A 23,442-nucleotide genomic window follows, 5' to 3' on the forward strand; every position below is an offset into this window, starting at 1 on the left:
CTTTCGCCTGTGAATCCACCCCCGTAGCAGCCAGTTAATTTTGAATGATAAGTTCTTGCTTCACATTGAAATGGGTACATTTTCCCGATCTTGGTGCCGTTTCACCTCAACTAAATTCCAAAAACCATCGCATCTCTCATTCGCAATTGGAAATTTTTTCTGCCACGCCCCTCGCGTTGACCGGGCGATCCGCTGGTCATCGTCGTTTCTGGCATGGCATTGCGACTGGACAGCATAAGCACCACAGAGATATCATCTTCATTACTTTTTTACTCCATTCTTGTAAGCTGCATTCTTTCACATAACTAGGCCTTAATCGATGACCGAAAAACTAATGCTTCTGCATCTCAGTGACATCCATATCAAAAAATCGTCGGATGCGATATTGGTCAGAGCGGAAAGTATTGCCTCTGCGACATTCCCTCGCCTTCCCGAAGTACATACGGTTGCAATAGTGGTATCCGGTGATATAGCCTACAGCGGTAAAGCCGAAGAGTACAAGCTTGCTGTAACATTTATTGAAAAAATCAAGGCAGAAATCTGCAAGGAGGTTCCGCGCATTCAAATTGAGGTGTTTGTATGCCCAGGAAACCATGACTGTGATTTCACCCTCCATGATGATACGCGCGATGCAGTTCTTGCCAAAATACGTAGTTTAGAGGGCGCCGATCCTTCCATCTCGCTGATAAAGACAGCGTCCTCTGTCACGAACGAATTCTTCGAGTTTCGAGCTCAAATCTCTAACTACACGTGGAATCATGAAGACAGGCTCTCCTGGCAAACGACCATCGGCATTAAAAATCATCGCGTAGGATTCCGTTGTCTTAATGTTGCTTGGATGTCTGAGTTGCGGGAAAAGCAAGGAACCCTCGTTTATCCATCGTCGGCTGTAAAACCGTTTGGCTTCGATGAGAGAACCGATCTTTCGGTGACCCTGCTGCATCACCCTTTTAATTGGCTTGGGCAGTCTACTTACCGATCCTTCCAAGCAGCTGTGAGACGTGAAAGCCATCTAATTTTCACAGGACACGAGCATTTCCAAAACGTCGTCGAGACCAACGATCTTCGTAGTTCATCCAGTGTCTCTATTGAGGGCGGCGTCCTGCACGAAGAGTCCACCCCAGATTTATCAACTTTTAATATAGTTATTGTTGATCTTTCCACAAAACAATACTTGATGGAGTTATTCTCCTGGAATGGCTCCCATTACCATCCGCAAGCAGACGACGGAGAGTGGGGGTCGCTCAGGGCGCTCCCTTCAAAAGGACGACCAGCCTACGAATTACAAAGTGATTTTTCAAAGTGGTTGAATGACCCAGGCGCAAATTTTAGTCATAGCGCCAAGAAGGACCTTGAGATCGATGATGTCTTCATTTGGCCGGAACTCAGGTTGCTGGACGATCCTGCGCCAATCAAGAAGCAAGTGTCGGGGGCCTACTTTGAGGATATTGAGAATCTCAATGGTGGCATTTTTCTACGAGGTGATGAGAAGAGCGGAAAGACTACACTATTACGCCAATATTTTAAGAGTTATTACAATAGAGGATTCTTGCCGCTGTACTTCCGTGCTTCGTGGTTTACTAAGATCCATCGCAAGGAGCCATTGAAGGCTTTGAAACATGCGTTTGAACGCCAGTACAGCAAGAGAGATCGAGAGGCGTGGCTTCAGGAATCAAAGGATCAGCGTGTCCTCTTCCTCGATGACATCGATGGATGCTCGCTATCGCCTGATTCTCTCGGAGAATGCCTTACTGGCCTCTTTGAATATTTTTCCGGCGTCATCGTGACTGCACGTGATGGCGTGGCTGCAATGGATGTGTTGGCACTTGAGAGGGTTGAAGCACTCCATAGCTTTCAGCAGTACGAGATCAGAGAGTTCGGTCATAAAAAGCGCTTTGAGCTTGTATGCAAATGGGCGGAAATCGGAGGTGAATCCGAAGAATCTGCAACTTGGTCTCAGACCATTGATAAATGGGAGAAAGATCTAACCACTGCGGTGGGTAGGCAGTTCGTTCCAGCTGTTCCCATATATTTACTCACTTTACTCCAGAGCATTGAATCAGGTAGAACCGCGGACCTCCAAAACAGCGCGTTTGGTCACTATTACCAATTCTTAGTGACGTCCTCGCTTCAAAACGTCGGCATTCAGCGAGAACAATGGAGTGAGGTTATGAACTACTGCGCCAATCTCGCATGGTTCGTTCACTCTTCTGGGAAAAGACAGTTTTCCCACAAGGAACTCGAAGGCTTCAATTCTGCTTTTAGCAGAGAATTCACTCCAGTATCTTTTGGGCAGCGCGAGCGGCATTTAAAGCAAGCGAACATACTGGCTACGGTTGAAGGACAGTTGGAGTTTAAATACCCATACCTCTACTACTATTTTCTTGGCCAATATCTCGCCGATCGCATACATGAAAACGAGATCGAGCAGGTTATCATACGGCTTTGTGATGACCTCCACCTACGTGACAATGCAAACGTTCTATTATTCACAAGTCATCATACCAAGAGTCCTGTGATATATGAGAGAATTGCCGCAGCACTCGACAAGTGCTTTGAAAATGAACCTGTTTTCGACTTTGAACATGACGTCCAATCACTCAATAATCTTGTTGATACGGCTCCAAGTTTGATATACGAGGAGGATACAGCACGGCGCTCGCGTGCCAGTATTCGGGAGCACCAAGACCGGTCAGAAGAGGTTGCGACGGTAGCGACAGATGGGCCTGATGATGCAAATGGAGTGCTAGGAGCGGATGTGGCTGACATTCCGTCAGCGATAACAAGACTCTTTCGAGGCATGGAAATTCTCGGGCAATTTTTGAAAAACCATTACGGAACAACGAAAAATCCGATCAAGGATGAGTTAATTGATAAGTTGCTAAAAAGTGCACTTCGTGGGTTGCATGGTGCGACTTTCTTACTGCGGAATGATGCAGCTTCTCTGGCCGCTCATCTTGAGCGCATCCTTGCCGAAGGTAGACCCGACCTGCCCTCGGATATAGTTAAATCAAATGCGAAACGCATCGTATTTGATATAATTGGCATGCTCACGTTTGCATTTGTTCAGAAGGCCGGCTCTACGGTTGGCTCAACATATTTGAAAGATAATCTTACATCAGTAGTTGAAAAAAATAGCTCTCTTGGCTTCAATCTTATTGAAATGAGCTATCTACTCGATCTACCAGAAAGTATCCCTTTTGCTCAACTTAAGGCACTCAATAAATCGATCGAAAAGAATGTGTTTTCACAGGCTTTGCTGAGCTCAATGGCTCTGAAGCATCTACACCTTTTCAAGGTCCCATACAGAGATAAGCAACGTCTTTGCGAAGAGCTTGGCATCAAGTTGCAACGGCAGCTAGCATTGGACCACGATCGACGAACTCGTAGATAGGTCGAATGCAAAAAATTTGGCCCAGTATTGCAATTTTGCGATTACATAGAACCAGCCCAAGAAATTAGAGTCAACACCAACGGTAATGACTCAACTTTGAAAGAGATGTTGCCATTTCTGATGCCAAGTCTCGCTGTTCTACTATCAAGCTGATTAACTAGCACTCTCGATATAATTCAGCCTGTGGCGAGCCGAATCTATATTGTCGATCGCCTGAATCTGATGCTTGGGAGTCTATAGCGAATGTTCTCTATGGTTATGAATGCCACCGGTCGATGCAAAAGAATCACTGCGTCTGGCGCAAGGAGTGCTGACCATGAGGTAACCTCGGATCTAATACACGACGCGCATAAAGCGGTCATGCAGGATCGCTTGAGGAGGGTGGTGCCCTGCGCCAGATCGGCAAGCTGTTCGATCGAACACCCAGCTCCATTCACAACATCTTGGCTGCAACCGGCGGAATCCGCCTGCAGGCGCGCCATCGATGACCCTCACAGGGCGGAAGATATTCTGTCCACGATTCATCTTCGATGATTTGTCGAAGAAGGAGCGGGCTAGCGTCACCAGCGCCCCAACTTCTGATGTTCGATCTTTTCCCTTGATTTGGTGGACATGAACTCTATGTTCTTTCTGCGAAAAGCATCGATTTTATCCCTTGGGAGAAAACCAAACTCTTCTGCCGCAGGCATGCAGATTGGGCCAAAGAACGCAACGACGCCATCGACCGATTTTTGAGTGATATTTCGACAGCTTTGGCCAAGGGATTGGCTCCAATAATGTCGAGGCTGTTGGATCAGACATGAGTGACACTCAGAGAACCATAAAGCCAAAACCTCATCCGCGTATTATCGGAGTATAGAGCTGCAATAAATTCCTTCAGGGCAATCCAATCTTCGATGATGCGCCTCCTTCTTGCCGGATTTGCATTCATGTATTCCCCAAGATTATTCAAACTTATTTTCGGAGCTGACATTGAAACCCTTTCAAAGCTAACTTGATTTAAACGAAACGCTAAAACGGTCGACATTCTTACAAGAACGAATCTAGCCAAAATATGAGAGTCAGCAATCACCATCACGCTTTTTAGGCAAACCTAAAAATTTGAGATTGATGCCAGTTATAAGTCGCCAAAGTCCAGTGATGGAGTGACTGCTCCTGGCAGAGAAAAGTCCTCAACAGACCAGCTCTCTACGTGCTCCAAACCCCGCTAGCAGCCTCAAACCGCCCAGAAAAGCCACGCATCTCAAGCGTGGCCTCCCAGTGCAGCACTGCAGTCAATCTGTCCCCCGCACCACCCCGCGCTCACTCACTCCCCCCATCACCCCCTCAAGCGCCTCTTCCTGCGCCTGAATAAACGCCAGCAATTGTCCAGGAGTCACCGGCTCCAAGGCATGCCCCGGATAAGCACCAATAATCAAACTGGAAATCAGCCCCAACTGATCCTGCACGCGCCGGAGGCTGTTGTACTCCGGCTCGGAAAGTTGAAAGTACAGCATGGCAACTCCTCAATGAGCGCGCTTGGCGACTGAAGCAAAGGAATGCCCATGCGCTAGAAGCAAGGGGCCATGCAAAGGACTGGGAGAGGGTTCGGGCATTGACACGCCCGCAAAGAAAGCAGCCATAAGGCCTCCTGTGAGTTCGTCCAACTACACCTCCTGTTCAGAGAGGTGGCCGGGTACTTGAACACGGTCACAGGGCCGCCCGCAGATTTCCCCCGAAGAGTCTTGTATAGCTGCGCGCTACCCGGCCATAAAACGCGTGCGCGCAAGCGCACGAATCGTATGAACGTGAAAAAGCCACTGCTTTCGGGAGTGTGGCGGTCCGCCTGTGAAGGTGTGTTCAGCACCTGGGAGAGATGATACAGCGCTCAGGCGCAGCTCCCGCATCCTTGTGTTGCCCGCCCGCCGCCACTCAGCACGGCAAGGCGCCGCGCTCAGAGACCCCAGCACCCTCTGAACAACAGGAAGGCCACCACGCAAACGCATAGCCAGACGCCCACCAGGGCGACTCCGGCAAGGCTTCGGGGCTTGCGGCCCTGGACCTGCATCCAGGCCTCGGCCTGCTGGCGGCTGTCGGCCAGCACGGCCGGGGGAAGCAGCCGCACGGTGAGCCAGATCAGCGCGGGCAGCAGCAGGACGTCATCCACATAGCCCAGCACGGGGATGAAATCGGGGATCAGGTCGATGGGGCTCAGGGCGTAGGCGACTACGAAGGCGCCCAGGGTCTTAGGGCCTGTTCACACTAATCTGGGGATCGCGTTGCCCGGCTGCGGGGTCGTATGCAAGGCGTACGTGCGCAGCAAGGCCCGTGCCTTGCAAGCGCGTGCAACGCCGCAGACGGCCCCGCAGCCGAGCAACCCGAAGGGAAGCTGCCTGCCAGCCCGCCACTCGGCGTTGCGCTCCTTGTGCGTGTGGGCCGCGCCTTGATTGGCGGGCTGGCAGGCAGCTTCGCGACCCCACATTAGTGTGAGCAGGCCCTACCGTACCAGGGTGTCTGGGAGCTCTTGCAGGCAAACCACAGGGTGACGCCATCGCGCTTGATGCGTCGTCCAAGCCTTCAATCTTTCACTGGCTGTCATGGATATACGAGGTTGTGACCGGGCTGGATGATGGCGGCCGGCTGTTGCCCTTGGGGCTGCGCCGCCAGGCCCGCGCAGCACTCGATGATATGGACCGCCAGCCCGCTGCGCGCGGTTTCCTCGTACCGGGTCTTCATGACGGCATCGCCACGGAGCCGTGCCTGTGGCCGCAAAGGCCCGCAGCACGGCGGTGCCGGCTGACCTGCGTCCACCGGGGCAAATGGCTGCCCTGACTGGCAAGGCTTTATCACCGCCCTCTTCCCCATTCCAAGACCCATATCGCCTGCACGCAAGTCATGCATCTAGGAATAATCTGAAAATAATCAGCCACCAGCCTTTCTGCTTGACTTCCAGATACCCAAGAAATCAAATAGCAGGACTACCCCAAAGGAATACCCAGACCACTGATTGACATTGGCCTTGGGGATGATTGCGAACGCGTAATTCCCACTCTGATACCTGATCGGGCCTGATTCACCACAGGCCTAATGGGAGGCCTGCGTTCGTGATTTTTCTGGCATTTGGCAAACCGCCATTTCCTTATTCATTCCATTAACCATTCGCATGCAGGCCATGGCAACATCCGCCGATCTCAACCGCCCGTATATCAGCTATGAAAAGGCCTTCAACAGGCAGATCACCCGCGCCATGGACAGCCAGCAGGTGGACGTGGTGGTGCTCACGCCGCAAGAGTTCCTAGGCGTCCTGCAAGACAGGTCGCGCAATGACCCGCGCCTGGCGGCCAGCCTGCGCGCCATCCTGGCCCAAAGCGCCCTGGGCCGGTATTGGACGCAGACGGCCAGCCCCAATGCCGGCAAACCCTGGACCATCCCCGCCTCCATGCTGGCCAATGACACATACCTGTTCACCAGAACGCTCATTGCATTGCGCCTTGCCGGTGCGCGCACCTATGTCAAGGCGACGCCCAAAGGCACCTATATCATCATCACGGGCCGAGCCGGGTTTCGCGGCAATCTGCTGCAGGGCACGCGCTTTCTTGCCACTAATCCCCGCATGGTCCAGATGGGTCTGGGCATGCGCGGTCTTCAGGGCATTGCCAGAGGGGCTTCATCTTGAGCGTGGTCGTTGCCGTCGGTGTCGAGATATTGGACTATATCTTCAACGACGAGAAGACCATGCATGATCTGGTAGGTGGTATTGGAGTAGAGGCGGCCAAGGCAGGTCTAGCTACGATGGTTGGTATGAGTATTGGCACGGGAATGATAGTTGCGGGCGTAACAACCATTGCTATTCTTCCTTTAAGCCTCATGGTTGCAGCGGTATTCTTATCCAGTTTCGTATTGAATAAAATAGATGAAAATTGGAAAATAAAAAAGACCGTAATTGAAGCATTAAAGATATCAACAGATAACACTAATCCTGGCATATATCGAATCAATACCAATGCCATCGCCTCAGAATCATTTAACAGCGGCTGTGAAACAATAGAAAGCTCTGCATATGCAAAAAACTTACTAACGTCTATTAGCAGGAAAAATTAACGAATTTTGATATAAAAATGAAAAATCTAACTGAAATTCGAAAATCTTTGCTCTGGAGCATTCCATCATTTTTATTTGTTTTGGCTTTATCAGTTTGGAATACCAAATACTCTTTTCTAGAAACCATTAGTGACTTGAAAAATTCTGCTCCATCTGTAAGATTTACTCCCGGCGATTTGTTTGGCGCATATTTTCCATTGATTGCCATCACAGGAATTTCCATGCTGATCCAGAAAGCAATTCCTTGCAAGGAAAGTACCTTAAAGAAAACAGAGCGTATCTTAGTAATCTCTGTATTCACAGGGATTTTTCTTATGCTTTTCTGCCTCATTGTTATCACTCCTTTGCAGTACTATGCCATGCCAAAAATAGGATATACCCGGTGCAATATATTAGAAGGGCATCCAAACATTTATTTTTCAGACTGGGTAAAGAATCCCGACTGGTGCGTACGTGGAAAAAGCCGGGAATGGGTCAATGAGCAAGCTCGTATTGCCAAATGATCAGATGATTTTCCCGGATAAGTGAAAACGGTCGAATGGCCTACTGACCCAGGAACAGGCGTGTAGCGCGCAAGCCCAGAGGCGAACACCGCCCGGCACCGGCACCGTGCCCAGTACAACCACTGTCAGTGGCGCAGGAAGATACGCTTGCAGGCCAGCCCCACCAGTACAGGCGCCATTCGATCGGCCAGCGGGTGATGGAAAAGCGCATGCGGGCCCATTCAGTGCTCGCTGTGGCGACTGGACGGGGCTTGGCCTCAAATTTCCTTGCGCTGCACGGTTCTCGGTGCATCCTGCTCGGTCAGCACTCGATGATATTGAGCGGCTGCCCTCCGCGCGCGGTTTGCTTGTACCGGGTCTTCCTGTCCTTACGCGTCTCGCCACGATGTCGTGCCTGTGGCCGCAAAGGCCCCGCAGCAGGGCGGTACCGGCTGGCCTGCGTCCACCGGGGCAAATGGCTGCCCTGACTGGCAAACCTGTATAGCCGCCCCTTCCTCATTACGCAGTCCATATCGCTTGCACGCAAGGCATGCATCTCGTATATGCATCTAGGAATAATCTGAAAATAATCAGCCACCAGCCTTTCTGCTTGACTTCCAGATACCCAAGAAATCAAATAGCCGGACTCCCACAACGGAATTCTCAGGCCATTGATTGACATTGGCCTTGGGAATGATTGCGAACGCGCAATTCCCACTCTTACACCTTGATCTGACCTGATTTCCCACAGGCCTGATGGGAGGCCTGCGTTTGTGATTTTTCTGGCATTTGGCAAACCACCATTTCCTTATTCATTCCATTAACCATTCGCTTGCAGGCCATGGCAACATCCACAGATCTCACCCGCCCGTATATCAGCTATGAAAAGGCCTTCAACAGGCAGATCACCCGCGCCATGGACAGTCAGCAGGTGGACGTGGTGGTGCTCACGCCGCAAGAGTTCGTAGGCGTCCTGCAAGACAGGTCGCGCAATGACCCGCGCCTGGAGGCCAGCCTGCGAGCCATACTGGCCCAAAGCGCCTTGGGCAAGTATTGGACGCAGACGGCCAGCCCCAATGCCGGCAAACCCTGGACCATCCCCGCCTCCATGCTGGCCAATGACGCGTACCTGTTCACCAGAACGCTGATTGCATTGCGCCTTGCCGGTGCGCGCACCTATGTCAAGGCGACGCCCAAAGGCACCTATATCATCATCACGGGCCGAGCCGGGTTTCGCGGCAATCTGCTGCAGGGCACGCGCTTTCTCACCACCAATCCCCGCATGGTCCAGATGGGCCTGGGCATGCGCGGCCTTCAGGGCGTGGCCAGAGGGGGCTTCATCTTGAGCTTGGTCGTGGGTATCGGCGTGGAGACATTGGACTTCATCTTCAATGATGAGAAGACCATGCATGACCTGGTGGGAGGGATTGGAGTGGAGGCGGTCAAGGCTGGGTTGGCGACGATGGTTGGTATAGGCGCGGGAATTTTTGTCGCAAGCGTGACTACTATTGCTGTTTTTTCTTTAGGTGCCATGGCCTTAATGGTATTTTTTACCGGGATAGCTTTAAATAGAATCGATAAAAGTTGGGAAATAAAGAAAAATGTTATTACTTCACTAAAAATTTTGACAAACAGCACACCTTCTGGCATATACCGCGTTAATACTGACGCTCTCGTCACAGAACAGTTGAGTGGCAATCATGAAACAACAGAGATCAAAGAAATACCCCAGAACCATCCTAAAAATTTACTATCCCCTATTAATCGCAAAAATTGATTAGTCTTGAAATGGACAAAAGAAATTTAACCGAAATCAGAAAATCACTAATATGGAGTATTCCACTTTTTCTGCTGCTTCTAGCAATGTCAATTTGGAGTATTTTCTATTCTCTATGCGAAACCGTAAATGATTTGAATAAACTCGCGCCATCAGTAAGAATCACACCATTTGATCCAATTGCGTTGTGTGTGCCAATAATTTCAATCACAGGAATTATCATTGCAATACAAAAATCAGTCCCTTGTACAGAAGACGCCATGAAAATCCCAACGCGTATTTTTTTATCCGCCATAGCCGTTGGAGTTTTTATTATGTTTTTTTGTATTTTTGCAATTACGCCTTTTCAATACTATGCCATGCCAAAACTGGGCTATACCCGCTGCAACATTCTGGAAGATCATCCCACCATATATTTCACGGACTGGGTAAAGAATCCGGATTGGTGCGTGCGCGGCAAAAGCCGGGAATGGGTCAATGAACAAGCCCATCTGAAAAAATAAGGCAACCGTACTTTTCTGAACGCGAAAACTGCGGCGACTATATTTGCAGACAATTAGCTCAAATTTACTGATCAGAGACCAAGCAGTCTTGTCGTGCAGAGTTTGCAGCAAAAATTTGCAACCAGGAATACACAATGCAAGATCGCGTAAAGAACAACAGAAAAAATACTATCTGGATCATTCCTTTTTCCATTGCGCTACTCATTTTCAATGTGTACCTTATACACGAAAGTATCATACCGGATATTAGAGATATCTTTGTTCTCTCGCCAGTCGTCAGAGTAACACCACTATTTACTCTAGTAATGACCTTCTGGGCAATTCCATTGACAATGGTAGTGGCAGTTATTGCCAACGCAATTCCTTTGAAAAAGCAAGTACTTAAAATTTTTGAATATATTTCCATATTTTCCGTTGGCGTCAATGTGATTTCTATAGCTATCGCATTTCTTATCATAGCGCCTTTGCATTACTACACCATGCCCAAACTAGGCTATACCCGCTGCAACATTCTGAAAGACCACCCCACCATTTATTTTACAGACTGGGTAAAGAATCCCGCCTGGTGTGTGCGTGGCAAAAGCCGCGAATGGGTCAATGAGCAAGCCCGCCTAGACAGTAGCACCGCGCTAAATCCATAAACAGAAAAGTGCAGATCATAAGGCCTACTCCCTTCTTATCCTATCAGCGTAATGTCGTTGCATGCGTTTAAGAACAACTCTTCGCTGAATACCTAAGCATCATTCCTTTTCAACGCAAACGCCGAGCCAAGCGCTTTACCATGACCGTTCGCCGTGGAGATTTAGCAAATGGTGGTTATGTGCTTTTTCTATGCATACAGAGGTACTGAATCTTAATGACAACGTCAAAATCCCAGAAGATTTTCACTGCAACAGTGAAACGAAAAAATAAACATCCCAACCATAATAGTCAGGCAATTTTTCTTACGCTTTTCATCGAATAATTTATTAATCAGTCAGATGAAAGATAGAAGCCTCAGTCTAATCCGCAAATCTTTGATATGGAGTATACCGTCTTTTTTATTGATGCTGATCATATCAATTTGGAGTATAAAATATTCTCTTCTTGAAACAATATATGACTTGAGAAATCTATCTCCAACAATAAGAATAACGCCATCCGATTTGCTTGCACTATGCGCACCAATCATTTCAGCTTCAGGAATTACCATCATGATACAAAAGGCAATTCCATGCAAGGCAGACATAACAAAAATTCCGGAGCGGATTTTAAAAACTTCTATATTTTCCGGTATTTTACTTATGCTCTTTTGTCTTTTTATCATTACTCCTTTGCAGCACTATGCCATGCCAAAACTGGGCTATACCCGTTGCAATATATTAAACGGCCACCCAAATATTTACTATTCAGATTGGGTGAAAAATCCTGACTGGTGCGTGCGTGGCAAAAGCCGAGAGTGGGTAAAACAGCAAGCCCGACTAGCCGGTAGCACTGATTCAAATCCATAAATAAAAGGCACATACCACAAGGCATGCAGTACTTTGCCTATTCCGCATAGTTTGACTCCCTATGTACTAGAACGACTCCTCGCAGGCTCCCGCAGGTCCTTCGAGTTTCCTTAGACATTAAGCCAAGCGCTTGAATCTGGTCATTCGTCACAGCATAGGTGGCGGATGAATATCAGATCATCCCATACTGACCAATGACGTGTACCTGTTCACCCTAATCCATCAATAGGCTAGCGCCTATCAAAAAATTAACAGGAACTCAAATGCAAGCGACAGACATAGCCCAAATCAGAAAATCTCTAATATGGAGTATTCCATCATTTTTACTGATTTTGGCTCTATCAATCTGGAGCATCAAATACTCCTTTCTCAACACCATCATTGACTTAAAAAATTCTTCTGCGTCAGTGAGAATTACACCCCTTCATCTGGCAATTGTATATTTCCCAGTAATTGCAGTCACAGGAATTATTGCCATGATACAGAAATCAATTCCCTGCAAAGAGCGCACTTTAAAAATAGCGGAGCGTATCTTTGCCTTCTCTGTATTCACAGGGACTGGCGTTGTGCTTCTCTGTTTCTTTGTCGTCACCCCTCTGCAATACTATGCCATGCCAAAGCTTGGTTATACGCGGTGCAACATTCTGGAAGATCATCCCACCATATATTTCACTGACTGGGTCAAAAATCCCGATTGGTGTGTGCGAGGCAAAAGCCGGGAATGGGTCAATGAGCAAGCTCGCCTGCCCAATGATTCAGACCATGGATCTCGGTGAAATGTCGTCCAAGGCGTATGGCGGTATGCCAAAGGGAAATCAGAGATAGCGCCAGCAACCTGAGAGAGTTAAGCAACATAAGTAAAAGAAGAAAACAGAGACAAACGCTCGGTGCAGTCCAGCAATCTTCTGGCACCTATTAATCGAAAAATATGGATATTAAAGTGGAAAAAAATAATCTGACAAAGTTCAGAAAATCTTTAATCCATGGCATTCCTTCCCTTCTATTGGCTTCAGCACTATCAATATGGAGTACGAAATATTCATTTCTAAACACAATAATTGATCTAAAAAATTCCGCTCCATCGGTAAGAATTACACCATCCAGTTTGCTTGTGGCGTATTTCCCAATAATTTCACTCACAGGAATTATTTTTCTTGTACAAAAATCAATTCCTTGCAGATCAAGTATCCTGAAAATCTCAGAGCGCATTTTCACTATTACCACAATCACGGGAGTAGTGATCATGATTACTTGTCTTCTTGTAATAACTCCTTTTCAATACTATGCCATGCCAAAATTAGGCTATACACGCTGCAATATTCTTAAAGACCACCCCACTATTTATTTTACAGACTGGGTAAAGAATCCCGCCTGGTGTGTGCGAGGCAAAAGCCGGGAATGGGTCAAAGAGCAAGCCAGTCTTGCCCAATGACCAGATGATTTTTCCCGGGGAGGTAAAGAGGGGTCGAATGGCCTACCGGCCCAGGAACAGGCGGGTGGCGCGCAGGCCCAGGGGCGTCCAGTGCAGGCCCGGTGACATGGCCTGTACCAGCAACTCATGCTGGGCCGCTGGATCGAGCGTGGGGTAGCGCTGCTCGAAGAGCATCAGGTCGGTGTCCAGTTCCTGCGCGCTGCGGCCCGGGTCCGGCCGCGCGCCACGGGATGTGCGCAGGCGCTCGGCCACGCGAAAGCTCATGCGCCGCGCCGGTTTGCCGGGCGCGGCCACGGCTTCGAAGGAGGCGCCATCTGCACTGGCCGGCCCCCGCAGCCAGTCATGAATGACTTGCAGCTCATAGGGAGAGAAAACACCGAACATCTCTGCCCGCTCGCCCTGCAGCAGCTGCCAGAAGCGGCTTTCCTCCGCAGGCCGGTTGCGTTGTATCCAGCGTGCCTGCTCCAGCGCGCCCAGGAAGGCAGGCATGTCCTGCGCACGGGACAGCCAGTCATTGACGCTGCGGCCGGCCACCTTGCAGAAGTCCGAGTGCGCGCCATGCCCGGAAGGCGATTTGCGCGCCAGGATGCGCACCACCTCAGCTTCGATTTCGAACGACCGGATCACGTCCAGCGTGCTGGTGCCCGTGTCTGCCAGCCGGGCGCCTGCGCGTACGCGGCGCCAGTATTCGCCGCCATCGTCAATGCGCGGCGCGTTTTCCCAGGCGGCAATGCAGGCGCGCCGGGCATGGCCGGTGTCGGCGTTGTCCACGGTGACATGCAGCGTGAAGTAATAGGGATCTATTCCCAGTTCATTGAGTTCGTAGGCGGTGATGAGCAGGTGCAGCGGCAATTGCTCATAGCCCAGGTTGAATCCCACGATCTCGGGCAGGAACTGCTGCGCATTCCAGCCCAGCGCCAGCTGTACCAGCCCCTGCCGGTACAGGTCGTCGGGCAGGTCCTCCACGGGGTCAAGGCCATACCTGGCCAGCAGTTCCCGGTAGAGCTTGACGTGGTTTTTGTCGGCCATGCCGTCGCCCAGTTCTTCCACATAGGTGGTGACCAGGTCCGACATGCGTGAGTTGCCCGCATGCGCGCACAGGCCGTAAAGCCAGGAACCGTCCACCAGCTTGGTAGGGGCCACATTGCGCAGGAAGTACAGCGCATGGGCGCGGTTGCCGAAGTAGCGGCGTGCCGCACCCGCCTTGCGCTCTGCCAGGTAGGCCTGGTACTGGGCGTGCACTTTCTCGACATTGGCACGCATCCAGTCGGTCAGGTGCTCCGGGTTGTCCGGCAGGCCATCGGCATCGGCAGAGGTCTCGGCGATCACGCCGTGCAGGAAGTCCGCAGCAGCCTGGCGCTCCTGTTCGGTGGGCAGATGGTTGGCCAGGCGCTCGTAGAGCGGCACATGCAGGAAAGAAGGCTCAAGCGTGGCTGCGCCAGCGGCCGGTTCGGTACGTGGGGGGTCCAGCAGTTCTGTGTTCATGGTGGGGCATTGGTCCGTAACGCCTTCAGGATGCGGTGTGGCCCTCGGTACAGCCATCGGGCCAACACCTTCCTGTGCGTCGTAATACGCCTACCCTTGGCGCAGGCGCCCGGGCCGGACCGCCGTCGCCCTGGCGCCCACGCTCATGGCAGGGGAACAGGAACCGGCCCGGCCTTGCCGGCGAGCATTGGCTGGTACTGGGCGCCGGCCTGCTGGGCCTGCTTCGAGCTCTTGGCCAATCCCTCGAATGTCTCCACAAGGTTGCGAAGGCAGGAGCCTGCCTGCTCAACCGACCAGTGCATGAGCGTGTAGAGCCAGATTTCCTCCAGATCGGCTTCGGCCAGCGGCGACAGTCGGTAGGGCTTAGCCATGCTTTGCGTGCATGCGGCTCAAAAACGCTTCGCTGTCAAACGGGCGCGGCTCGCCGGACTGACGGCCAGCGTTCAGAGCCTCTTGCAATGCCTTCACCCTGATTTCGTGCTCTTCCAGCAGCCGCAACCCGGCTCTGACCACATCACTGGCGGAGCCATAGCGCCCGCCTTGGACTTGGGCATCAATGAATTCCGTGAAGTGCGGCCCCAGGGCCACGGATGTGTTTCGGCTCATGGCATTCTCCAGACGATGTACCAATCTATCCAAAATTTTGATTTTCTGGAGACGGGCTTTGGGCGGGCTGTGCCGGAGCCGGATATTTTTTGAAGCATGCAAATCGATTCTTTCTTTCAGACTTCCCTATATGATGGAAAGATTTTTTGATCCACATTGCATCAGAATATTGAAACCATGAAAGCAATTGAAAAAGTAATTTTCCCAATGGGTCGACCAAACACTGTCCGGCGATCTGCCAGAAGGAATCGCAGCATTCCACTTCAATCTGTATGACTCGCCCACATCGCACGAGCTCCAGATTGTGGGCTGCCCGACCTACGACCCGCAGGACCCGGACTGGGCGTGCGATGACATATTCATGTCCGACGACCCTCACTTCGAGTTGCCGCACAAAGTCGTGGGAAGCGAGTGGGAGAAGGGACTTGCTGCTGCCAGGAAGCTGCTTGGCTCCTACGTGGCCTCGGAAGCGGCAGGAGCCCTTCGGCTGCGCCAGTCGCAAGCGGTGAGCGCCGGTTTTGTGGATGGAGAGCTCCACCTCATCTGGTCGCGAGATGCGTAATTGATGAATTCATCTCGCTGCCAATAGGTTTCATCCGAAAACTGGCGCCCATGGCCTGCATGCAAGGCAGGCCTGTATATGTATCCGCTTTTGCTGACGGCGCAGTCCTACATTGCCGTTGGTCTTTGTCGTGAATAGTGGCTCTGTTCTCAACAAGGATTTACCCAAAGAAGCCAATGAAATAGCCATATTCGATTGAATAATTCTTGGTCACAATCATTTGTGCAGAAGTATTTTCGATAGCTATTTCCAATAGCGACTCGCCGTTTCCCAGTCCACGCGCACGCAATCCCCCCTGCCCTCCTGAGGCAGCCGCTTCCGTTGCCTTGCACCGCCGTGGACCTCAACCCAGAAGCAGAGGTGGCTGTGGACTTTCTCAGAAGCATCTTTCATCAGGCTCCGGAAATCGCGCTGTTTGCGGCCTTGGCGCTCGGTTACTGGGTGGGCAAGTTCAGGTTCGGGTCGTTCCAGCTGGGGGGCGTGGCGGGGTCGCTGCTGGCGGCGGTGCTGATCAGCCAGGTGGGGGTGACCATTGATTCGGGCATCAAGGCGGTGCTGTTCGCGCTGTTCATCTATGCCGTGGGTTTCGAGAGCGGGCCGCAGTTCTTCCGCTCGCTGGGGCGGCAGTCGGTCAAGGAGATCCTGATGGCCCTGGTGGTGGCCGTGTCGGGGCTGGTCACGGTGGTGGTGATCGCCCGGGTGTTCCATCTGGACAAGGGGCTGGCGGCGGGGCTGGCAGCGGGCGGGCTGACGCAGTCGGCCATCATCGGCACGGCGGGCTCGGCCATCGAGAAGCTGGGGCTGGCGCCCGACGAGGTGCAGCGCATGCAGGCCAATGTGGCCATCGGCTATGCGGTGACCTATATCTTCGGCTCCTTCGGCGCCATCATCATGTGCGTGAACGTGCTGCAGTGGCTGACGGGCCGCAAGATCCGCGAGGACGCGATCCAGGCCGAGCAGGAGCTGCTCAAGGGCGTGCGCGTGTACGGAACCGGCGAGTCACCGGCCGTGCCGGATCTGGTGGGGCGCATTTTCCGCGTGGGACAGGCGGGCCGCACCGTGGCGGAGCTGGAGGCCAGCGCCACCGCCAACGGCGGCACGGTGACGGTGGAGCGCATACAGCGCAGGAACGCGATGGTGGGCGTGGACGGCAGCCTGGCGCTGGAGGCCGGCGACATCATCTTGCTGGTGGGCCGGCGCGCGGCCGTGGTGGCGCTGGGCGCCTCGGTGGGCGAGGAGCTGCAGGGCGCCGAGGGCATGGACGTGGTGATGGTGCGGCGCGACGTGGCCATCTCCAACAGCCAGTACCTGAACCGCAGCGTGAAGGACATCCTGGACAGCCTGTCGCAGGACTTCAAGCACGGCGTGTATGCCGTGGCGCTGATGCGCGCAGGCACGCCGGTGCCGATTGCGCCGGCCACCATGGTCATGCCGGGCGACGTGGTGACGCTGTTCGGCACGCCGCAGGATGTGCAAAAGGCTGCGCAGTCGGTGGGCCCCATCATCGTGCCCAGCGACAAGACGGACTTTGTCTTCCACGGCCTGGGCATCACGGTGGGCCTGCTGATCGGGCTGCTGGTGCTGCGCCTGGGCTCCATTCCCATCACGCTGGGCAGCGGCGGCGGCGCCCTGCTGGCGGGCCTGCTGTTCGGCTGGTGGCGCAGCCGCAAGCACACTTTCGGCAACATGCCCACGGCCGCCTCCACGCTGCTGCGCGACCTGGGCCTGGCCGGCTTCGTGGCCATGGTGGGCCTGCAGTCCGGCCAGCAGGCCGTGACCACGGTGATGCAGCAGGGCCTGACGCTGTTCCTGCTGGGCGTGGTGGTGACCATCGTGCCGCTGCTGATCGCCATGCTGTTCGGCAAGTACGTGCTGCGCTATGACAACGTGGCCGTGTTCGCAGGCTCGCTGTCGGGCGCGCGCAGCGCCAACCCGGCGTTCGGCGAGATTCTGGACAAGGCCGGCAACTCGATTCCCACGGCACCGTTTGCGATCACCTATGCGCTGGCCAATGTGTTCCTCACATTGCTGGGCCCGCTGGTCATCGCCTTCGCCTGACCACCCCTGATCTCTTCCCAAGGACCACCAAGGACCATCACAAGGAGCTGCGCAATGAGCAAGGATTATCGGAGTCTGGCGAATTTGAGCCCGTTCGAACTCAAGGACGAGCTGATCAAGGTGGCCTCGGGCAAGGCCAACCGCCTCATGCTCAATGCGGGGCGCGGCAATCCCAACTTCCTGGCGACCACGCCGCGCCGGGCGTTCTTCCGGCTGGGGCTGTTCGCGGCGGCGGAGTCGGAGCTGTCGTATTCCTACATGACGGTGGGCGTGGGCGGGCTGGCCAAGCTCGACGGCATCGAGGGCCGCTTCGAGCGCTTCATCGCCGAGCACCGCGATCAGGAGGGCGTGAAGTTCCTGGGCAAGTCGCTCAGCTATGTGCGCGACCAGCTGGGGCTGGACCCCGCCGCCTTCCTGCATGAGATGGTGGACGGCATCCTGGGCTGCAACTACCCCGTGCCGCCGCGCATGCTCACCGTGAGCGAGCAGATCGTGCGCCAGTACATCGTGCGCGAGATGGCAGGCGGCGCCGTGCCGCCCGAGTCGGTGGACCTGTTCGCGGTCGAGGGCGGCACGGCGGCCATGGCCTATATCTTCGAGAGCCTGCGCATCAGCGGCCTGCTCAAGGCCGGCGACAAGGTGGCCATCGGCATGCCGGTGTTCACGCCGTATATCGAGATTCCCGAACTGGCCCAGTACGACCTCAAGGAAGTGCCCATCCACGCCGACCCCGACAACGGCTGGCAGTACTCCGACGCCGAGCTGGACAAGCTCAAGGACCCGGACGTCAAGATCTTCTTCTGTGTGAACCCCAGCAACCCGCCGTCCGTGAAGATGGACCAGCGCAGCCTGGACCGCGTGCGCGCCATCGTGGCCGAGCAGCGGCCCGACCTGCTGATCCTGACCGACGATGTCTACGGCACCTTTGCCGATGAATTCCAGTCGCTGTTCTCGGTCTGCCCCCGGAACACGCTGCTGGTGTATTCGTTCTCCAAGTATTTCGGGGCCACGGGCTGGCGCCTGGGCGTGATCGCGGCGCACAAGGACAACGTGTTCGACCATGCACTGTCGCAGTTGCCCGAGTCCGCCAAGAAGGCGCTGGACCACCGCTACCGCTCGCTGCTGCCCGATGTGCGCTCACTCAAGTTCATCGACCGCCTGGTGGCCGACAGCCGCGTGGTGGCGCTGAACCACACGGCCGGCCTGTCCACGCCGCAGCAGGTGCAGATGGTGCTGTTCTCGCTGTTTGCGCTCATGGATGAAGCGGACGCCTACAAGCAGGCGCTCAAGCAACTGATCCGCCGCCGCGAGGCCACGCTGTACCGCGAGCTGGGCATGCCCCCGCTGGAGAACCCCAACTCGGTCAACTACTACACGCTGATCGATCTGCAGAACGTCACTTGCCGGCTCTACGGCGAGGCCTTCTCGCAATGGGCGGTGCAGCAGTCGTCCACGGGCGACATGCTGTTCCGCGTGGCCGATGAGACCGGCATCGTGCTGCTGCCGGGCCGGGGCTTCGGCTCCGATCGCCCCTCGGGCCGCGCCTCGCTGGCCAACCTCAACGAGTACGAGTACGCCGCCATAGGCCGCGCCCTGCGCCGGCTGGCCGACGAGCTGTACGAACAGTACAAGGCGCTGGGCAAGGAGTAGGCCCTGCGCACAAGGCCCGCACGGCTCATCGCCCGCACGGCTCATCGCAGCTGTCGGGCCTTGACCACCAGCAGCGCCCCGGCCATCAGGCCCACACCGGCCAGTTGCACAGCGCCCAGCGCGCGCCCGTAGACGGCCCAGTCCAGCACGATGGCCGTCAACGGATAGACGTACTGCAGCACGGCGATGCGGCCCAGCGTGAGGCGCGCCATGCCCGCAAAAAGGATGGCGTAGGCCAGGCCGGTGTGCAGCACACCCAGCCCTGCCAGCCAGGCCCAGGATGACGGCGCCTGCGGCCAGCCATGAACCAGCGGCACCCACAGCAGCAGCACGGTGCCGACCGCGCATTGCCACCAGGCCAGCGCAAACGGCGTGACCACTTTCTCGGTCTTGGCCAGGATGGTCACGGCCGCATAGCACAGCGAGCCGGCCAGGCACATGAGCAGTCCGGACACATGGTCCGGTCCCCAGGCCGCCGCATCGCCACCCAGCAGCCCCGTGGTCAACACCAGTCCCAGCAACGCCGCCAGCATGGCCGCCACCTGCCGTGGCGCCACGGCCTCGCGCAGCACCAGGGTGCCGAACAGCATGATCCACACCGGCTGGATGTGGAACACGATGGTGGCCACGCCAATGGAGGTGCGCGGTATGGCGGCAAAGAACAGCGCCCAGTTCAGCACCATGAGGAGGCCCGTGGCCACCACCACCGCCCAGCTTCTGCCGCGCACGCGCAGCTCCCGCACGCGGCCCGTGGCCAGGCCCCAGGCCAGCAGCGCCAGCGCGCCGAAGGCGCAGCGAAACAGCACGGTGACCAACGGGTGCTGGCGGGCCTCTTCCACAAATACGCCCACGGTGCCCAGCAGCACGCCGCCCGCGATCATCAGCCACTGGCCGCGCGTCTCCTGCGCTGTGGGAGCGGCTTGTGCGGGCGCGGGAGCGGGCGCGGTGGAGGCTACGGATGCGGCCTGTAAGGAATGGGTTCTGTCTTGCATGGCCGCGATCGTCTCGTGGCAGTAAATTCTCGTAAAGCAAATAGTTTGCAGGTTTAGTATTCGATATTCGAATCCATGGAGCGTGCTGTGAACCACCCCGACCTGCAGATCGACTGGCTGCGTGCCCTGGTAGCCGTGGTGGATGCGGGCTCGCTCTCGGCTGCCGCGCCGCTGCTGCACCGATCACAGGCCGCCGTGAGCATGCAGATCAAGAAGCTGGAGACCGCCCTGGGCCGGCCCGTGCTGCTGCGCGGCCCGCGCCATCTGCAACTGACGCCCGCCGGCGCGGAGCTGCTGGGCTATGCCCGGCGCATGCTGGAGCTGCAGGCCCAGGCGCAGCAGGCGCTGTTCGGCCCCGACCTGTCTGGGCGCGTGCGGCTGGGCGTGCCGGACGACTACGCATCCACCTATCTGACGCCCGTGCTGCGCAGCTTCGCAGGCCGCTACCAGGGCGTGGAGATCGAGCTGACCTGCGAGCAGTCCACTGCACTCATCCCACAAGTGGGGCGCGGCACGCTGGACCTGGCCCTGGTCTCGCGCGACAGGCCCCAGCGCGGGCGCCTGCTGTTCCACGAGCCCCTGGTCTGGGTGGGCGCGCCGCAGCACGAGGTGTGGAGGAAGAATCCCCTGCCGATTGCCGTCTACGAGGCCGCCAGCCTGGCGCGCACGGCCGCGCTGTCCAGCCTGGCGGCCCAGCGGCGCGCGCACCGCGTGGTCTATCACAGCTCCAGCCTGGCCGGCCAGCTGGCCGCCGTGGAAAGCGGCCTGGCCGTGGCCGTGTTCACGCGCTGCAGCGTGCCCCCGCACCTGCAGGTGCTGCAGAACCTGCCGGCCGGCTTCGAGCTGCCGCCGCTGGTGTCCATGGAAGTGTCGGCCCTGCGCAGCAAGGCCTCGCAGGGCTCGGCGGCCGTGGACGCCATGTATGGGCAGTTGATTGCGACGCTGGGCGGTGGTCGGCCCTAGAGCGGCGCAGTCCACAACCCCGCGTCGCCAGCCCGGGCATGCCATGCCCGGAATCTGGCTCTGTAGTCTTGCCAGGGCTCGGCGAGCACGGGGCGCGGGTCCCCGCTGAGGTCATAGGCCATGCCTTCGGTCCACCATGCGGGCCGCAGCAGCATGCGGGCGACGCCGAGTTGCTCACTCTGCACCTGGTGGATGAGTTCATGGCGCAGGTAGTAGGCGGTCCAGGCCCTGGGGCCTATGACCGTGCCCAGGCCCGCCAGGTTCATGGCAGAGCGCGCGCCCAGGCCGAAGCTGTCCGCACAGGCCTGGGTGGCGCAGAACACCACCCGGGGCCGGTGCGGAGCCGTGCCCAGGCGCGCCGCCAGGAATCCACGGGCCTCCTCCACCATGGCGTTGGCCTGCTCCAGCCGCGAGACATCATCCACGCAGACCCGGTCCGCCGTGCAGGACACGCCGGCCAGCCCGGGGGCCATCACGCGCACGGGCTTGACCAGACACCAGGCCAGGGCCGGCACCACCACTGTGAAGAGAACAAGCAGTCGCTTGAGGGAAGGGATCCTGGGCTTCATGGATTGGCTGGGGTTGATTGGCTGCACAAGGATTGTCGCGGGCTGCAGCCGCACTCAGTCATCAAAATCCCACAGCTCATGCAGATCCAGCCGCAGGCGGCTGTCGCCCTCCAGCGCCTCGCTGCGGGCCAGGCGTTCGGCCAGCAGCGCTTCGGCCAGGGTGCGGCGCACGGCCAGCAGCTCGGTCAGGCCCGATTCACCGGCGCGGTAGGCGCGCAGTGCGCGGTCAGCGGCGCCCTGCTGCAGCGTGGCGGCGCGGGCCTGGGCCTGGGCGGCGGTGCGCTTGCCGGCCAGCAGGCTCCAGAGCACGTCGAACTCCGCGCCCAGGCGGCGCTCGGCCGCCAGGCGGCGGGACAGCGCGGCGTCGGCATCGGCCAGGGCCTGGTCTGCCTGGGCCTGGCGGTGCACCGAGCCCAGGGGCACGGACAGGCTGACGCCCGCGATGCGCTCGCTGCCGCCCCGCTCGCTGGTGGCAAACACGCCCACGGTGGGGTCGGGCCGGCGTTCCAGGTCGGCTCGGCGGGCCTGGCGCAGGGCCAGGGTTTCCTCGGCCTGGGCCAGCAGGTATTCGTGGCTGTGCTCTATGTAGCGCAGGCGCAGCTGGGCCGGTGGCTGCGGTGGCAGATCGGGCAGCGGTGGCAGATCCAGCAGCGGTGGCGCAGCCTCCCCCTCCTTCGTCCGCGCAGCCTCCAGGCCCGGAAAACGCGCCTGCAGGTCGGCCTGGGCCGCCTGGTACGCGGCCTGGGCCGTTGCCAGCGCGGCCTGCATGCGCGCGTGCTCGGCGGCGGCCAGTTCGGCGTCCAGCCTGGCGGCATCGCCTGCGCGCAGCCTGCGTTCGGTGACGCGGGCCAGTTCGGCGGCAGCGTCGGCATTGTCCCGGGCGGTCTGCTGCGCCTGGCCTGCGCGCTGTGCGGCAAACCACAGCGCCAGCAACTGGCGTGCGGCTTCGTGCCGCACATCCTGGGCCGCCACGCGCGATGCGGCCTGGGTCGCTTCGGCAAGCTGAGCATCGGACTCGGCCTTGCCGCCCAGGCGCAGCGGGCGCTCGATGGCGATCTGCCCTTCGGCAAAGCGCTGGCCCGAGCCGTCGTGCACCCAGCGGCGCTGGCCGCTGGCACGCACCACGGTTTCATGCGGGCCGGCGCGCAGGGCCTGGGCGCGCGCCGCAGCGCCGCGTTGCGCGGCGTCGGCCGCCTGCACGGCAGGAGAGCGGGCCAAGGCCTCGCGCACGGCGGCCTCGGGCGGCAGATGGCCTTGGGCCTGGGCCTGGACAGCGCAGGCACACAGCAAGGCAGCGGCCCAGGCATGCAGCAGGGGTTTCATGGGCATGTTCCTGAAAGAGAGTCCGGCAAGGCCTTGCGCCCTGCAGTGGGGAGAGGTGGTGGAGGTGTGGGTGGTG

At 56.5% G+C, this 23,442-nt stretch carries 20 protein-coding genes and 3 pseudogenes; 12 read left to right on the forward strand and 11 right to left on the reverse strand.

What is annotated here, in order from left to right; genetic code table 11:
* Positions 1-319 precede the first annotated feature (319 nt).
* Both PO605_RS23525 and PO605_RS31055 read left to right on the forward strand, forming a co-directional pair.
* Positions 320-3,394, forward strand: coding sequence for an STAND family AAA ATPase (locus PO605_RS23525; protein WP_272206934.1), 3,075 nt, complete (start codon positions 320-322; stop codon positions 3,392-3,394).
* A gap of 360 nt (positions 3,395-3,754) precedes the next feature.
* Positions 3,755-3,879, forward strand: a pseudogene (locus PO605_RS31055) (IS30 family transposase); the annotation flags it as partial.
* A 789-nt stretch (positions 3,880-4,668) separates the two neighbouring features.
* Here the strand turns inward: PO605_RS31055 and PO605_RS23530 are convergent.
* The 3 genes and pseudogenes from PO605_RS23530 to PO605_RS23540 form a co-directional block, all read right to left on the reverse strand.
* Positions 4,669-4,890, reverse strand: a complete 222-nt coding sequence (locus tag PO605_RS23530; protein ID WP_013802306.1) for a hypothetical protein — start codon at positions 4,888-4,890, stop codon at positions 4,669-4,671.
* Between the two features lie 622 nt (positions 4,891-5,512).
* Positions 5,513-5,621 (reverse strand): annotated as a pseudogene (locus tag PO605_RS31060) (YkvA family protein); the annotation flags it as partial.
* A 347-nt stretch (positions 5,622-5,968) separates the two neighbouring features.
* On the reverse strand, positions 5,969-6,109 hold the full coding sequence (locus PO605_RS23540; protein ID WP_272206935.1) for a hypothetical protein: 141 nt from the start codon (positions 6,107-6,109) through the stop codon (positions 5,969-5,971).
* Positions 6,110-6,545: 436 nt separating this feature from the next.
* Here PO605_RS23540 and PO605_RS23545 point away from each other — a divergent pair.
* The 5 genes and pseudogenes from PO605_RS23545 to PO605_RS23565 all read left to right on the forward strand — a co-directional run bounded on the left by PO605_RS23545 (position 6,546) and on the right by PO605_RS23565 (position 10,877).
* A pseudogene (locus tag PO605_RS23545) lies at positions 6,546-7,474 on the forward strand (hypothetical protein).
* Between the two features lie 17 nt (positions 7,475-7,491).
* A complete protein-coding gene (locus PO605_RS23550; RefSeq protein WP_272206936.1) occupies positions 7,492-7,977 on the forward strand; it encodes a hypothetical protein in 486 nt (161 codons plus the stop codon).
* Between the two features lie 820 nt (positions 7,978-8,797).
* Entirely contained in the window at positions 8,798-9,733 is a 936-nt protein-coding gene (locus tag PO605_RS23555) for a hypothetical protein (protein WP_272206937.1), read from the forward strand.
* Between the two features lie 11 nt (positions 9,734-9,744).
* On the forward strand, positions 9,745-10,236 hold the full coding sequence (locus PO605_RS23560) for a hypothetical protein (RefSeq protein WP_272206938.1): 492 nt from the start codon (positions 9,745-9,747) through the stop codon (positions 10,234-10,236).
* Between the two features lie 134 nt (positions 10,237-10,370).
* Positions 10,371-10,877 carry a hypothetical protein gene (locus tag PO605_RS23565; RefSeq protein ID WP_272206939.1) on the forward strand — a complete coding sequence of 169 codons (507 nt, stop codon included), beginning with the start codon at positions 10,371-10,373 and terminating at the stop codon, positions 10,875-10,877.
* A 335-nt stretch (positions 10,878-11,212) separates the two neighbouring features.
* Here PO605_RS23565 and PO605_RS23570 read toward each other — a convergent pair whose 3' ends face one another.
* Positions 11,213-11,542, reverse strand: coding sequence for a hypothetical protein (locus tag PO605_RS23570; protein ID WP_272206940.1), 330 nt, complete (start codon positions 11,540-11,542; stop codon positions 11,213-11,215).
* Positions 11,543-11,989: 447 nt separating this feature from the next.
* On the opposite strand from PO605_RS23570, the gene PO605_RS23575 reads away from it, so the two are divergent.
* Positions 11,990-12,502 carry a hypothetical protein gene (locus PO605_RS23575; protein ID WP_272206941.1) on the forward strand — a complete coding sequence of 171 codons (513 nt, stop codon included), beginning with the start codon at positions 11,990-11,992 and terminating at the stop codon, positions 12,500-12,502.
* A gap of 139 nt (positions 12,503-12,641) precedes the next feature.
* On the opposite strand, the gene PO605_RS23580 is transcribed toward PO605_RS23575, so the two are convergent.
* The 4 genes from PO605_RS23580 to PO605_RS23595 form a co-directional block, all read right to left on the reverse strand.
* Positions 12,642-12,971 carry a hypothetical protein gene (locus PO605_RS23580; RefSeq protein ID WP_272206942.1) on the reverse strand — a complete coding sequence of 110 codons (330 nt, stop codon included), beginning with the start codon at positions 12,969-12,971 and terminating at the stop codon, positions 12,642-12,644.
* A 229-nt stretch (positions 12,972-13,200) separates the two neighbouring features.
* Entirely contained in the window at positions 13,201-14,643 is a 1,443-nt protein-coding gene (locus tag PO605_RS23585) for an iron-containing redox enzyme family protein (RefSeq protein WP_272206943.1), read from the reverse strand.
* A 143-nt stretch (positions 14,644-14,786) separates the two neighbouring features.
* Positions 14,787-15,014 carry a type II toxin-antitoxin system RelE/ParE family toxin gene (locus PO605_RS23590; RefSeq protein WP_272206944.1) on the reverse strand — a complete coding sequence of 76 codons (228 nt, stop codon included), beginning with the start codon at positions 15,012-15,014 and terminating at the stop codon, positions 14,787-14,789.
* Positions 15,007-15,249 (reverse strand): type II toxin-antitoxin system ParD family antitoxin, encoded by a 243-nt coding sequence (locus PO605_RS23595; protein WP_016447039.1) that lies wholly within the window; start codon positions 15,247-15,249, stop codon positions 15,007-15,009. The genes PO605_RS23590 and PO605_RS23595 overlap by 8 nt, the downstream gene beginning before the upstream one ends.
* 361 nt (positions 15,250-15,610) lie before the next feature.
* On the opposite strand from PO605_RS23595, the gene PO605_RS23600 reads away from it, so the two are divergent.
* From PO605_RS23600 to PO605_RS23610, 3 genes are all read left to right on the forward strand, one after another.
* Positions 15,611-15,811 (forward strand): hypothetical protein, encoded by a 201-nt coding sequence (locus tag PO605_RS23600; protein WP_272206945.1) that lies wholly within the window; start codon positions 15,611-15,613, stop codon positions 15,809-15,811.
* A 366-nt stretch (positions 15,812-16,177) separates the two neighbouring features.
* Positions 16,178-17,869, forward strand: a complete 1,692-nt coding sequence (aspT, locus tag PO605_RS23605) for an aspartate-alanine antiporter (protein WP_047474277.1) — start codon at positions 16,178-16,180, stop codon at positions 17,867-17,869.
* 54 nt (positions 17,870-17,923) lie between these two features.
* Positions 17,924-19,519 (forward strand): bifunctional aspartate transaminase/aspartate 4-decarboxylase, encoded by a 1,596-nt coding sequence (locus PO605_RS23610; protein ID WP_016451742.1) that lies wholly within the window; start codon positions 17,924-17,926, stop codon positions 19,517-19,519.
* 41 nt (positions 19,520-19,560) lie between these two features.
* Here PO605_RS23610 and PO605_RS23615 read toward each other — a convergent pair whose 3' ends face one another.
* Positions 19,561-20,511, reverse strand: coding sequence for a DMT family transporter (locus tag PO605_RS23615; protein WP_047474271.1), 951 nt, complete (start codon positions 20,509-20,511; stop codon positions 19,561-19,563).
* A 75-nt stretch (positions 20,512-20,586) separates the two neighbouring features.
* On the opposite strand from PO605_RS23615, the gene PO605_RS23620 reads away from it, so the two are divergent.
* On the forward strand, positions 20,587-21,474 hold the full coding sequence (locus PO605_RS23620) for a LysR family transcriptional regulator (RefSeq protein ID WP_047474266.1): 888 nt from the start codon (positions 20,587-20,589) through the stop codon (positions 21,472-21,474).
* Here the strand turns inward: PO605_RS23620 and PO605_RS23625 are convergent.
* Both PO605_RS23625 and PO605_RS23630 read right to left on the reverse strand, forming a co-directional pair.
* A complete protein-coding gene (locus tag PO605_RS23625; RefSeq protein ID WP_047474264.1) occupies positions 21,471-22,043 on the reverse strand; it encodes a membrane protein in 573 nt (190 codons plus the stop codon). The genes PO605_RS23620 and PO605_RS23625 overlap by 4 nt on opposite strands.
* Positions 22,044-22,097: 54 nt before the next feature.
* Entirely contained in the window at positions 22,098-23,366 is a 1,269-nt protein-coding gene (locus tag PO605_RS23630; RefSeq protein WP_272206946.1) for a TolC family protein, read from the reverse strand.
* Positions 23,367-23,442: the final 76 nt, after the last annotated feature.

It is taken from the genome of Delftia sp. DT-2 (assembly GCF_028401915.1).
In the GTDB taxonomy this organism is placed as follows: domain Bacteria; phylum Pseudomonadota; class Gammaproteobacteria; order Burkholderiales; family Burkholderiaceae_C; genus Comamonas; species Comamonas tsuruhatensis.